This is a genomic window from Pseudonocardia xinjiangensis, assembly GCF_050948425.1.
GTDB classification, from domain to species: domain Bacteria; phylum Actinomycetota; class Actinomycetes; order Mycobacteriales; family Pseudonocardiaceae; genus Pseudonocardia; species Pseudonocardia xinjiangensis.
Genome location: NZ_CP192009.1, coordinates 2,100,729 through 2,113,190, shown reverse-complemented (window position 1 = coordinate 2,113,190; position 12,462 = coordinate 2,100,729). Strand labels below are relative to the sequence as shown.

Sequence of the window (12,462 nt, the reverse complement as noted above, 5' to 3'; positions counted from 1 at the left end):
TGCCGGGGGGCGGGTCAGGGGGGTGGGGTGACGTGTACCAGGCCTGCGGTCGCGTCCAGGCGCAACCGATCGCCGGTGCGGATCATCGCCACCGGGTCCTGGTCCAGGTCGGTGAGGGCCGGGACCCGGGTGACCACCGCGCCCAGCGCGGCCTTCGTCGTGGTCACCGTGAAGATCATCCCGATGGGCGCGGTGCCCAGCAGTCGGGTGGTCTGGAAGAACCCGGACCAGCCCGATGAGCCCTTCGCGCCGGGGAAGACCAGGATCTTGCCGGTGAAGCAGACGCCGTGGAGCTCGTGACGGCGCTCGATGATCGTGCCGGTGGCCGGGTCGATCCCGCCCCAGCCGGAGATCGTCTCGTGCGAGACGAGCGCCTCGCCCTCCACGACCCCGGGCACGACCGTGCGTCCGCGCAGCACGAACGGCGCGCGCACCTGCTGGGCCGCAGCCTCCTGGGTCATCGCAGCTCTCCCCTCCAGCGTCCGGTGACGGCGGCGTCCACGCAGTCCTCGAGCGTGCCGAACCAGGCCTCGATGCCGAGGATCGCGGGCAGGTAGTGCGCCTGCTTCGCCGAGTCGGTGGCGAAGACCTTGGTGCCGGCCGGCGCGGTGCGCGACATCGCGGGGCAGGAGTCGGCGAGGATCTTGCCGCCCGCCGCCTCGATCACGGCGGTGTAGCCGCTGCGGTCGGCGACGTCCTTGAGCGCGCGCGGCGCCATGATCCACAGCTGGGTCCCCGAGTGCAGGCGCTTCCCGTCGAGTGCCCTCGCGGCCGCCCGGATCTGGTCGACCGAGGCGTGCGGGCAGCCGAGCAGGACGAAGTCGACGTCGGTGGACGTGCCCTGGTTGTTCAGCGTCTCGTACATCGCGCGCCGCTCCGCGGGCCCGTAGCGCACGGCCTCGGGCACGGCGGCGGCGCCGAACGCCGCCTCGACGGTCGGGGCCTCCGGGGTGATGCCGGGCACGTGGTACAGCTCGACCCCGCCCGACGACGCGGCGGCGGCCCCGAAGTGCTTGAGGTCGACCAGGTCCGGGTGGGCGTAGTCGCCGACGACGACGGGGCGCTGGTCCTGCACGACGTCGCCCACGAAGTAGCCGAGCATCCCCCAGTCCATGAAGTCCCGGACCGGGCCGTCGACGTGCACGAGGTGGGTCCCGTACCGGTTCTCGGTGAGGTGGTTGCCCCAGCACGGGATCTTGCCCGTGAGGCTCGCGGCACCGGTGGACGCGCCGCCCTCGCAGTTGGTGCGCGCCCCGATCACGGAGTTGGCGTAGACGACGGCGGAGGACTCCATCCAGGCGATGTGCTCGCCGCGCACCGGCAGGTTCCCCACCTGGTAGGGCGTGCATGTGGCGAGGATGTTGACGCCCCGGCGCCCGTAGAACGCCTCGGCGTCGGTCTGCAGCTCCACGAACTCCTTCGGGTAGGGCACGGTGCCCACGGAGTCGGGGCCGAACCCGTGCTGGAGCTGGCAGGTCGGCACCTTCATGTCGGGGATCTCGAGCGGCTCGTCGTGGTCGAGGTTGATCACCGCGAACGCCCTGTTCCAGCCGCCCTCGGCCACCAGCCGGGCCTTGGCGGGCGAGGGCTGAGTGGTCGTGCCCGCCACGTTGCGCGTGTCGCAGAACCGCTCGGCGTCGAGTGCCTCGCCGTAGCGGACCAGCAGGTCCATCGCCGCGGCGACGGCCGGACCCTCGGCACCGTCGCGCATGCCCTTCTCCTCGTCGGTGAGGATCATGCGGTGGCCTCCTTCGCGGCCGTCGCCGTGGTCGCGCCGCGCGCCACCGGGTTGGTCTCCGGGCCGTTGCGCACCGCCGCGAACATCAGCAGCCCGCCGCCCAGGATGAGGACCACCGGACCGAACTCGTAGGGCATGATCGTGCTCAGCGCGAGCAGCCAGACGCTGTACAGCCCGGGCAGGATCAGCCCGAACATGTAGCCGATGCCGTAGCCGCTGGCCCGCACCGACGCCGGGAAGCGCTCGTTGAGGTAGACCAGGATCACGCCGAGCGGCGCCGAGGGGATCACCTTGGCGACCACGTAGAGCACCCCCACGACCCAGGCCGGCGCCGCGGTCCCCGCGGTCAGCGCGAGCAGCAGGAACGCGGCGGCGACGACGAACGCCATCACCAGCGCCCAGCGCATCAGCAGCGCGCGGCGGCCGATCCGCTGCCCCACGGCGGCGAGCACCAGGATCATGCCGATGGTCAGTACGGAGGAGATGATCTCCAGCGTGCTGCTCAGCTGCGCACTGTGTCCGAGCACCTGCACGATCAGGGTCGGCAGGAACGACACCGACATCTGCGTGGCGAACCAGTAGCCGCAGGTGAACAGGAAGACGCTGGTGATCAGGGCCCGGTGCTCGGTGAACAGCTCGACGACGGGCTGGCGCCGGGTCTCGCTCCGGCGTTCGGCGTACACCGAGTCGTCCTCGACGACCTTGCGGTAGTGCCACAGGTACACCAGGCCGAGCACGACCCCGAGGAAGAACGGGATCCGCCAGCCCCACGTCAGGAAGCTGTCCTGCGGCACCCCCTCCAGCACGCCGAGCAGCAGCGCGTTCATGACGAGAAACGAGGCGGGCGCGCCGATGCCGATCAGGCCGCCGACGCGCCCGCGCCGCGACACGTGCGCCTGCTCCAGCGCGAGCGGGATCGGCGCGGCGTACCCGCCCGCCAGGAAGATCCCGCCGACGAGCCGGAGCAGGGCGAACACGACGATCGCGGCGTAGCCCCACTGCGGGTAGCCGGGCATCAGGCCCATCAGCAGGGTGACGACCGTGAAGCCCCACCCGCTGATCATCGTGACGCGCTTGCGGCCGATCCGGTCGGAGAGGTTGCCGAAGATGACGCTGCCGATCGGGCGCCCCAGCAGGCCGACGGTGAACAGCACCGTGGTCATCGTCGCCCGTAGCGGTGCGGGCAGGTCGGCCGGCATGAAGTACGCCATGGCGGCGGGCAGCACCAGCGCGGGGAGGTAGACGTCGAAACTGTCGACGAACATCGAGAACGCCCCGCCCCGCGCGGATCGTCGTTCGTCTGCCTCGGTGATGGTGGTGCGTCGGTCTTCGGACAGCGTCATCGCCGGCCTCCTCGGAATGTGGTGGGAGCGTCAGGACGGGCCGCCGCGCGCCGGTAGCCCGTCCGTGCGGGTCGGGTCAGCCGTCGAGGTTGTGCGACAGCCTGCCCGCGAGCTCGGCGTGGTCGATCTCGTGGACGCTGCCGTGCGCGCCCGCCAGCGCCAGCGCGTGCGCCGCGCCGGCACCCATCGCCGCGCACGGGCCCATCACGCGGATGCTCGAGAGCGCGGCCGCGTCGCCGTCCACGCAGCGGCCCGCGACGAGCAGGTTGTGCACGCCCGGCGGCGTCATCGAGCGCAGCGGGACGTAGTGCACGTGCTCGGGGCCGAAGGTCTCCCACACGTAACCCTGCGGGGTGTCGTGCAGCTCGATCGGCCACGCGGTGCGCGCGACCGCGTCGGGGAAGCGCGTGCCGGCCCGCACCTCCTCCGTGGTCAGCTGGTGCACGGCCTGCACCCAGCGGGTCTGGCGCCGGCCCGGGAACCCGTAGGCCCGCACCCGCGCCTTGCCGAACACCTCCGGGTACTCGGCGCGCAGGAACGCCACCACCCGGTCGGCCTGCGCCTTGCCCTCGAGCTGCGCCCGCGCCGCTCCCATCGGGTCCAGCGGCGCCTCGATGTGGGTCATGTTGAGCACCGCGGTGCCGCGGCCGGGGAAGAAGAACGCGAGACCGTCGCGGCGGCGCAGCCCGTACTGCTCGGCCTTCTCCGCGACCCGGGCGGCCAGGTCCTGGGGGTCGGGCCGGTGGTTCTCGTCGAGGTTCTCCACGACGAGCTGCTGCGAGCCGTAGATCTCCCGCTCCGGCAGGTGGCAGGGCAGCCCGGACTCCCAGGCGAGGGAGGCGTCGCCGCTGGCGTCGACGAACCCGGTGGCGGTCACCTCGACCGTGCCGTAGCGGGTGCCGAGCCGGACCGCCCGGACCCGCTCGTCGTCGCGCGTGACGTCGGCGAGCACCGCGCCGGTGATGACCGTGATGTCGAGCCCGGCCACCGTGTTCTCCACCCAGCGGCCGAGCGCCACCTCGTCGTAGCCGACGACGGTGGTGTGGTGGCGCCGGAAGTAGAGGTCGCCGGTGGCGTCGAGGTCGCGGAAGATGTCGTCGAAGACGCCGTGGGTGAGCTGGTGGTGCTCCGGGGCGTTGCCGAAGACGCCGCAGAACAGCCCGATCAGCGAGTTGACCATCTGGCCGCCGAGCACGGGCAGCGCGTCGACGAGGACCACCCGCCGTCCCAGCCGGGCCGACTCCACGGCGGCGGAGATCCCGGCGATACCTGCGCCGATGATGCAGACGTCGGCGCTGACGTCGTGCCCGACGGGTTCGGCCGGTTTGGTGACGGTCCGGACCTTCAGGTCGGTGAGGGGGTGCGGCATGGATCACACGCTAGGCAGCCACGACCCGGGCGTGGAAATAGAGATTCGGGCTGCCGACCCATCAACCGGACCTATAGACCGTGGTCAGGCGTCCGCGGCGAGGCCGACGAGCGTCTCCCGGAACCACCGGTGGGCGGGGTCGCCGTCCAGGTCGGCGTGCCACCAGAACCTCTCCACGATCGGCTCGGGCTCGCCGGGGCAGGGCAGCACCCGCAGGCCGAGCGGCTGCGCCACCTGCCGCGCGAGCCGTTCCTGCAGGAGCGCCACCCGCTCGGTCCCCGCGACGAAGTACGGCACCGCCTGGTAGCTCTCCACCCGGACCCGGATCCGCGGCTGCATGCCGAACAGCAACAGCTGCCGGCTCAGCGGCGCGGCGCCCGGGAAACCGCGGTCGGGCTGGAACGGGGCCACCCAGCACATCCCGGCCAGCTGTTCGAGGCTCAGCTCGTCGCCGACGTGCGCGTTGGCCGCGTCGACCACGCAGACCCAGCGGTCGCCGAACAGCTCGACCGACCGCACGCCCGGCAGGTCGAAACCCCGTACCGGAGGCGCGATCATGCCGTCGATGAGCCGGATGGTGGTGGCGGCGTCGGCCGAGAAGGCCTCGCGGACGAGCCGGACGTGGAGGTCGATGCCGGGGGCCCGGGTGGCCAGCTCGGCCGACAGCCGCCTGCCGAGCACCGCCACCGTGTAGTCGGCCATGAGGACCGTGAACTCGCGGCGGGTGGAGCCGGGGTCGAAGGACGTGCCGGTGGCGAAGAGCCGTTCTGCGGCGGCGCACACCGCCTCGACCTGGTCGGCGAGCTGCATCGCCAGCGGGGTGAGCACGTAGCCGCCCCGGCTCCGGACCAGCAGGTCGTCGTCGAAGTGGCGCCGCAGCCGCGACAGCGACGCGCTCGCCGCCGGCTGGGAGACACCGATCCGCGCCGCGGCGCGGGTGACGTTGCGCTCGCGGATCAGCTCACGGAGCGCGACCAGCAGGTTCAGGTCCAGGTTCGCCAGCCGGGCGGAGGGAGGCCTCGCCACGTTCCGACGATAACCGGCCCGGCGCAGGTCCCGCCGTCACCTGGGCGGTGTCACCGTCCCGGGCTCGGTTCCTCGTCGTCCACATCGGAGTCGTCGTCGAAGCCGCCGTCGCGGTCGGCGACGATGTGGACCGCCGCCTCCTCCGCGGAGGCCGCAGCCCCGTCGACGCCGATGTCCTGGGCGAAGAGCTCCTCGTCCTCGTCGAAGCTCCCGCCGTTGTCGGTGGCCACGAGCCGCCCGGAACGGGCGTCGCCGACCTCGTCGTCGAGCAGTTCGCCGTCGGTGTCGCTGGTGTCACCGAGGCCGTCCCAGTCGGGGTCGGCGCGGTCGGGCACCTCCCGGGCGAGCAGGTGGTCGAGGCTCTCGCCCTCGTGCTCCTCCCGCGGGGTGGTGCCCCACTCGTCGAGCCCGAGCGGGCGCTCCGGCGGCGAGTAGCCCTCGTCCAGCACGTCCGCCACGCCGCGGTCGTCGAGGCTGTCCTCGGGCTCGAGCAGCCCGGAGTCGTTGTCGTAACCGTCCGTGCGGTCGTCGTCGCTGCTCACGTCACCCTCCAGGAGACCAGGTCAGCCACCCAGCCTGCCAGGTCCGGCCGGTACTCGGACGGCGGGTGCGACCGGTGCGGTGCGACGATGCGACGGGCACGGCACGAGGTCGACGGACAGGCGCGGGCGCATGCCGGATGCGCGGTTCTTGCGCCGCACAGCTCCGACGCCTAACGTATCCGATCGGATACATTGGAGGTTGGCGTGGAACCAGGTTCGCTGATTGCCGTGGTCCGCCACCGCGCACAGCTCAGCCAGGGCGAGCTGGCCGAGCGAGCCGGTACCTCGCGACCGACCCTCTCGTCGTACGAACACGGCCACCGCTCCCCGACCTTGAGCACTGCCGCACGGATACTCGCCGCTGCGGACCACGAACTGACCGCGGTGCCGATCGTGCGCTTCGAGGAGCGCACCACGCGCCGGGGCCGCACGGTCGCCGTCCCGTCACACCTGCCCCGCTTGCCACCGGCGCAGGCGCTGGCCACCGTCCGACTCCCCCTCCACCTCCACTGGTCGGCCCCACGCCGATCCTTCGACCTCCGGGACCGCGCTCAACGCGCCCGTGTGTACGAGATCGTGCTCCGCGAAGGCGGGCCGATGGACGTCCTGACCTATGTCGACGGCGTGCTCCTGACAGAGCTCTGGCCCGACCTCGTCCTTCCGCGGGAGGTCCGAGCCGCGTGGGCGACGGTGGTGGACCAGGCGATGACCGAGGCGGCGTGAGCTACGGCCCACCCGTGCTGACCGCGTTCCAGATATCGGTCGCTGCACTGTTCTTCTCACTGCCGGCCAGCGAAGGATTCCTCCTGGCCGGAGGCGCCGCGCTGGCGGCTCAGAAACTCACATCGCGCCCGACCCACGACCTCGACCTGTTCACCCGTGCCGGGGCGAGCAGTGTCCCTGAGGCCCGCGACGCGTTCGAAGCGGCGGCCCGCGATCGAGGATGGACCGTCGAGCGGATACGGGACACGGAGACGTTCTGTCGCTTCGTCGTCCACGGTGACGACGACCTGCTCGTCGATCTCGCCCTGGACGCCCCGCCCACCATGCCTCCGGTAGCCAGTATCGCTGGTCCCACGTTCGGGCTCGAGGAGCTCGCCGCCCGCAAGGTGGTCGCATTGTTCGACCGAGCCGAGGCACGCGATTTCGCCGACGTGTTCGCCCTCGCGCAGCGCTACTCGAAGGACCTCTTGATGCACCGGGCGGCCGAAGTCGACGCCGGCTTCGATCCCGTCATCCTCTCCACGATGCTGGGCTCACTCAGCCGATTCCGAGACGATGAGATCCCGGTCGACGCGGTACGCCTGGACGAGCTCCGCTCGTTCTTCGAGCAGTGGCGAGAAGAGCTGCGAGCGGGTGGCACCTGACGGCCGCGCCGGGCTGAGCCCCCGGGCTCAGCTCTTCCGCAGCAGCGCCACGTCCGACACCGCGGCGATGTGGGCGCCCATCGCCGCCGCGGCTGCGGCGGCGTCGCCCGAGCGGATCGCGTCGGCCACCTTCCGGTGCCCGGCCAGCGACTGCTCCGGGCGTCCCGGCTGGGAGAGCGACTCGATGCGGCTCTCGCGCACCAGTTCGGAGATCTTCACCATCAGGTCCGCGAGCAGCCCGGAGTGCGCGGCCGCGGTGACGGCGGCGTGGAAGCGCTCGTCCCCGCTCACACCGCGGCCACCCCGGGCGACCTCGCGGGCCATGTCGTCGAGGGCGGCGTCGATCGCGGCGAGGTCGTGCTCCGTGCGGCGCTGGGCGGCCAGTGCCGCCAGCTGCACCTCCAGCGCCTCCCGGGCCTCGATCACCTCGCGGAGCTGGTTGCGCCGGGCGTCCAGCGCGGCGAGCACCTGCTGGCGCGGCGGGACGTCGAGGATCACCGCTCCGTCGCCGTGGCGGACGTCGATGACGCCCTGCACCTCCAGCGCGATGAGGGCCTGGCTCACCGAGGCGCGGCTCACCGCGAGCTGGGCCGCGAGCTCACGCTCCGGCGGCAGCCGGTCACCGGGTCGGAGGCCCTCGGCGCTGATGTGGTCGAGCAGGCGCTCGACCAGCTGCTCGTAGAGCCGCGGCCGGCTGAAGGGGCGCAGGGACTGACCGCGCTTCGGTGCAGCGGACACAGGAATCGGCTCCTCCACGTGCTGGGTGGACAGGAGTATATTCCTCTTATTGGCTAGTCCACTGAGCCACCAGACCTCTCCTCGAGGCCTCGGCGCACCGACACGAGGGAGCACCGCATGTCCGCCCCGCTCGACGGCCTGATCGTGGTCGATCTCAGCCGGGCCCTCGCCGGCCCGCACGCGACGATGATGTTGGGCGACCTGGGAGCGCGCATCATCAAGATCGAGACGCCCGCGGGCGGCGACGACACCCGGGGCTGGGGCCCTCCCTTCGTCGGCGACGACGAGCACGGCGTGGAGTCGACCTACTTCCTGTCGGCCAACCGCAACAAGGAGTCGATCGCGCTCGACCTCAAGTCCGGCGAGGGGCACGCCGCCCTCGAATCGCTCGTCCGCCGCGCCGACGTGCTGGTGGAGAACTTCCGCACCGGCGTGCTCGACCGGCTCGGGTTCGGGATACCGGAGCTGCACCGGCTCAACCCGCGCCTCGTGGTCCTGTCGATCTCCGGCTTCGGGCACGACGGGCCCGAAGGCGGCCGCGCAGGCTACGACCAGATCGCGCAGGGCGAGGCCGGGCTGATGTCGGTCACCGGGTCAGGTCCGGGCGACCCGCAGCGCGTCGGGGTGCCGATCGCCGACATCCTCGCGGGCATGTACGGCGCGTACGGGGTGCTCGCCGCCTTGCGTGAGCGCGACCGGACGGGGGTGGGCACGGTGGTCCGCACCTCGCTGCTCGCGGCCGTCGTCGGGGTGCACGGCTTCCAGGGCACGGCGTGGACGGTCGCCGGCGAGGTCGGCCACGCCCGCGGCAACCACCACCCGTCGATCTCCCCCTACGGCCTGTTCCACTGCAAGGACGGCGCGGTCCAGATCTCGTGCGGCAGCGAGGGCCTGTGGCGACGGCTGTGCACGGAGTTCGGGCTCGACCCCGCGGCCGAGGGGCTGCGCACCAACGGGGACCGCGTCCGCCACCCCGACCTGGTCCGCAAGGTCGTCGAGGACGCCTTCGCCGCTGACGAGCCCGACGCGCTGCTCGTCCGCCTCGCCCGCGCGGGAGTGCCGGCGGGCCGGCTCCGCTCGATCGACGAGGTCTACGCGTGGGAGCAGACGGCCAGCCAGGGGCTGCTCGTCGACGTCGAGCACGCCACCCTCGGCCGCCTCACGCTCCCCGGTCCCCCGCTGCGGTTCTTCGACGGCGACGACCGGGAACGGCCGCGCCGCAGCCACAGCGCCCCGCCGACGCTCGACCAGCACGGCCCCGCACTGCGCGCCGAGCTCGGTCTCGACCGGCCCGAGGGGGTGCAACCGTGACCGCGGCGACATCCACCGGGGCACCATCCACCGGAGCGGGCGCCCTGCTCGCCACGGTGCTCGACGCCGGGTCGTTCCGCAGCTGGGACTCGACTCCGGTCGCGGTGTCGACCGACCCGCGCTACCTCGCCGAGCTGGCGGCCGCCCGTTCGCGCAGCGGCACCGACGAGTCCGTGATCACCGGGGAGGGCCGCATCGACGGCCGCCGGGTCGCCGTGCTTTGCAGCGAGTTCACCTTCCTCGGCGGCTCCATCGGGGTGGCCGCGTCGGAGCGGCTCGTCCAGGCAATCGAGCGCGCCACGGCCGAACGGCTGCCGTTGCTCGCCGCCACCGCGTCCGGCGGCACCCGCATGCAGGAGGGCACCGTCGCGTTCCTGCGCATGGCCGCGATCACCGCGGCCGTGACCGCCCACAAGGCGGCGGGCCTGCCCTACCTGGTCTACCTGCGCCACCCCACGACCGGCGGCGTGTTCGCCTCGTGGGGCTCCCTCGGCCACATCACGGTCGCCGAACCCCACGCGCTGATCGGCTTCCTCGGACCGAAGGTCTACTCCGCCCTGCACGGCGAGCGGTTCCCGTCCGGGGTGCAGACCGCGGAGAACCTGCAGGCCCACGGGCTCGTCGACGCGGTGCTGGCGCCGGACGAGCTCGCCGGGGTCGTCACGCACGTGCTCGCGCTCCTGGACCCTCCCCAGCCGGGAACGCCACCGGCCCCCACCCCGTCCCGGGGGCCGGTGGCGCCCGAGCTCACGGCCTGGCAGGCGATCACCGCCACCCGCAGGCCCGACCGGCCCGGCGTGCACGACGTGCTGCGGCTGGCCACGGTCGACCACGTCGCGCTGGCCGGCACCGGGGAGGGGGAGGCGGGCGACGGGCTGCTGCTCGCGCTCGCCCGGTTCGGCGCGCAGCCCTGCGTGCTGCTCGGGCAGGACCGGGGCGCCCGCAACCCGCTCGGCCCGGCCGACCTGCGCGTCGCCCGCCGGGGGATGCGGCTGGCCACCGAGCTGCGGCTGCCGCTGGTCACGATGATCGACACCCCCGGGGCCGCCCTGGACCCCGCCGCCGAGGAGGGCGGCCTCGCCGGCGAGATCGCGCGCTGCATCGCCGACCTCGTCGACCTGCCGGTCCCGACGGTGTCGGTGCTGCTCGGGCAGGGCACCGGCGGAGGGGCCTTGGCCCTGCTGCCCGCCGACCGGGTGCTCGCCGCGGGCAACGCCTGGCTCGCCCCCCTGCCGCCGGAGGGCGCCGCCGCGATCCTGCACGGCGACGCGGGCCGCGCGCCCGAGGTGGCTCAGCTGCAGGGCGTCCGGGCCGGTGACCTCCACCGCGTCGGGGCCGTCGACACCGTCGTCCCCGAGCTCCCGGACGCCGCGGACGAGCCGGGTGCGTTCAGCCGGCGCCTCGCCGCGGCGGTCGAGGCGGAGGTTGGACGGCTGCGACCCGCGGACCCAGCCCGCCTGACGGCCCGGGTGGATCGGTTGCGGCGCCTGGGGCTGCCCGGCTGATCCGCCGCGCCGGATGACCAAGGATTGAACCGGAATGGCCCGCAGTTCGTCGTGACATAAACATGGGGGATGAATCGACCTTCTGTAGGTGCAATTCGGTGGGGAATCCGTGGGTCAATCTGACCGAGCAGCTCGGCTCGGACGTACATCGGGAGCTGGCCGGTCGGGGGAGCCGGCGCGCAGCGCTCATCCGGGCACTCCGGGAGGCCGTCCGCTCGGGACGGCTCGCGCCGGGCAGCCGGCTGCCCCCGTACCGGTCGGTCGCGGCCGAGCTGGGGTTGGCGCGCAACACCGTGGCGGACGCCTACGCGGAGCTCGTCGCCGAGGGGTGGCTCACCGCCCGGCAGGGGGCGGGTACGCAGGTCGCCCGCCGTGCCGCGCCACCCGTCCCACGCCAGGGCCAGCCGGCGGCACCGGTGGCGCAGGCGGCACCGGCCGCCCGACCGCGCCCGGTGCACAACCTCGCCCAGGGGCAACCCGACGCGTCCTCGTTCCCACGCAGCGCCTGGCTCTCCTCGGGACGGCGGACGCTGGCGACGGCGCCCGGCGACGCGTTCGGCCCGGGTGACCCCCGCGGGCGGATCGAGCTGCGGGAGGCACTCGCCGAGCACCTCGGGCAGGCCCGCGGGGTGCGCACCACGCCGGACCGGATCGTCGTCTGTTCCGGCTTCGGCCACGCGCTGCGGCTGCTGTTCCCCGGGACGGCGGACCGCCGGCTCGCCGTCGAGTCCTACGGGTACGCGCACCACACGCCCGTGACCACCGTGCCGCTCGGCGTCGACGACGACGGTGCGCGGGTCGAGGAGCTCGGGCGCCATCCGCAGCTGCACCACGTCCTGCTCACACCCGCCCACCAGTTCCCCACGGGCGCCCCGCTGGCACCGGCCCGGCGGCAGTGGGTCCTCGACTGGGCGGGGTCCCGGGACGGGCTGCTCATCGAGGACGACTACGACGGGGAGCTGCGCTACGACCGCCATCCGGTGGGTGCTCTCCAGGGGCTCGATCCCGAGCACGTCGTGTACATCGGCTCGGCCGGCGCGGCCCTCTCACCGGGCATCTGCCTGAGCTGGATGGCCCTTCCCGAGCAGCTCGTGGAACCCGTGCTCGCAGCCCAGAGCGAGCAGGAGCCGTGTGCCTGCGTCCTGACCCAGCTCACGCTCGCCGACTTCATCGCCTCCGGCTCCTACGAGCGCCACGTCCGCCGCATGCGTCAGCGCTACCGCCGTCGCCGCGACCAGCTCGTCACGGCCGTCGCCGAGCGGGGCGGCCGGCTGCGGCCCACCGGGATCGCCGCGGGCCTCCAGCTGGTGCTGCGGTTGCCGCCGGGCACGGAACGGACGCTCGTGGAGGCGGCGACCGCGGCCGGGATCGCCGTCGACGGGCTGTCCGCGTTCCGCCACCCGGACGCACCGACGGCCGCGGCGGACGGCCTGGTCGTCGGCTACGGCGCCCCGTCCGACCAGGCCTTCGACGCCGCGGTGGACGCGCTGTGCCGGGTGCTGTCGCAGCACACCTGACCGGTG

General features: G+C 73.3%; 12 protein-coding genes. 5 read left to right on the top strand and 7 right to left on the bottom strand.

The features are described 5' to 3' along the window. Positions 1-14 precede the first annotated feature (14 nt). The 6 genes from ACQPZA_RS10000 to ACQPZA_RS09975 form a co-directional block, all read right to left on the bottom strand. Positions 15-461: an aconitase X swivel domain-containing protein gene (locus ACQPZA_RS10000; RefSeq protein ID WP_433279930.1), complete on the bottom strand. Its 447-nt coding sequence runs from the start codon at positions 459-461 to the stop codon at positions 15-17. Beyond that, positions 458-1,738, bottom strand: a complete 1,281-nt coding sequence (locus ACQPZA_RS09995; RefSeq protein WP_433279929.1) for an aconitase X — start codon at positions 1,736-1,738, stop codon at positions 458-460. Before ACQPZA_RS09995 ends, ACQPZA_RS10000 begins: the two co-directional genes overlap by 4 nt. Then, entirely contained in the window at positions 1,735-3,081 is a 1,347-nt protein-coding gene (locus ACQPZA_RS09990; RefSeq protein WP_433279928.1) for an MFS transporter, read from the bottom strand. Before ACQPZA_RS09990 ends, ACQPZA_RS09995 begins: the two co-directional genes overlap by 4 nt. A gap of 76 nt (positions 3,082-3,157) precedes the next feature. After that, positions 3,158-4,450: an FAD-dependent oxidoreductase gene (locus ACQPZA_RS09985; RefSeq protein WP_433279927.1), complete on the bottom strand. Its 1,293-nt coding sequence runs from the start codon at positions 4,448-4,450 to the stop codon at positions 3,158-3,160. Positions 4,451-4,534: 84 nt separating this feature from the next. Then, positions 4,535-5,476, bottom strand: coding sequence for a LysR family transcriptional regulator (locus ACQPZA_RS09980; protein WP_433279926.1), 942 nt, complete (start codon positions 5,474-5,476; stop codon positions 4,535-4,537). Between the two features lie 50 nt (positions 5,477-5,526). Then, positions 5,527-6,018 (bottom strand): DUF5709 domain-containing protein, encoded by a 492-nt coding sequence (locus ACQPZA_RS09975; protein ID WP_433279925.1) that lies wholly within the window; start codon positions 6,016-6,018, stop codon positions 5,527-5,529. Between the two features lie 204 nt (positions 6,019-6,222). Between ACQPZA_RS09975 and ACQPZA_RS09970 the strand changes: the two genes are divergently transcribed. After that, entirely contained in the window at positions 6,223-6,741 is a 519-nt protein-coding gene (locus ACQPZA_RS09970) for a helix-turn-helix transcriptional regulator (RefSeq protein ID WP_433279924.1), read from the top strand. A gap of 14 nt (positions 6,742-6,755) precedes the next feature. Further along, a complete protein-coding gene (locus tag ACQPZA_RS09965; RefSeq protein ID WP_433279923.1) occupies positions 6,756-7,385 on the top strand; it encodes a nucleotidyl transferase AbiEii/AbiGii toxin family protein in 630 nt (209 codons plus the stop codon). Positions 7,386-7,412: 27 nt separating this feature from the next. Here ACQPZA_RS09965 and ACQPZA_RS09960 read toward each other — a convergent pair whose 3' ends face one another. After that, entirely contained in the window at positions 7,413-8,123 is a 711-nt protein-coding gene (locus tag ACQPZA_RS09960; RefSeq protein WP_433279922.1) for a FadR/GntR family transcriptional regulator, read from the bottom strand. Between the two features lie 117 nt (positions 8,124-8,240). Between ACQPZA_RS09960 and ACQPZA_RS09955 the strand changes: the two genes are divergently transcribed. From ACQPZA_RS09955 to ACQPZA_RS09945, 3 genes are all read left to right on the top strand, one after another. Beyond that, positions 8,241-9,434: a CaiB/BaiF CoA transferase family protein gene (locus ACQPZA_RS09955; RefSeq protein WP_433279921.1), complete on the top strand. Its 1,194-nt coding sequence runs from the start codon at positions 8,241-8,243 to the stop codon at positions 9,432-9,434. Beyond that, positions 9,431-10,939, top strand: a complete 1,509-nt coding sequence (locus tag ACQPZA_RS09950) for a carboxyl transferase domain-containing protein (RefSeq protein ID WP_433279920.1) — start codon at positions 9,431-9,433, stop codon at positions 10,937-10,939. The genes ACQPZA_RS09955 and ACQPZA_RS09950 overlap by 4 nt, the downstream gene beginning before the upstream one ends. Positions 10,940-11,037: 98 nt before the next feature. After that, complete coding sequence (locus tag ACQPZA_RS09945; protein ID WP_433279919.1) at positions 11,038-12,456, top strand: PLP-dependent aminotransferase family protein; 1,419 nt, start codon at positions 11,038-11,040, stop codon at positions 12,454-12,456. The last annotated feature ends 6 nt before the right edge of the window (positions 12,457-12,462 follow it).

Bases quoted from the DNA above. Each gene is read 5' to 3' on its own strand.
- ACQPZA_RS10000 (WP_433279930.1), bottom strand. From the start codon at position 461: ATGACCCAGGAGGCTGCGGCCCAGCAGGTGCGCGCGCCGTTCGTGCTG.
- ACQPZA_RS09995 (WP_433279929.1), bottom strand. From the start codon at position 1,738: ATGATCCTCACCGACGAGGAGAAGGGCATGCGCGACGGTGCCGAGGGT.
- ACQPZA_RS09990 (WP_433279928.1), bottom strand. From the start codon at position 3,081: ATGACGCTGTCCGAAGACCGACGCACCACCATCACCGAGGCAGACGAA.
- ACQPZA_RS09985 (WP_433279927.1), bottom strand. From the start codon at position 4,450: ATGCCGCACCCCCTCACCGACCTGAAGGTCCGGACCGTCACCAAACCG.
- ACQPZA_RS09955 (WP_433279921.1), top strand. From the start codon at position 8,241: ATGTCCGCCCCGCTCGACGGCCTGATCGTGGTCGATCTCAGCCGGGCC.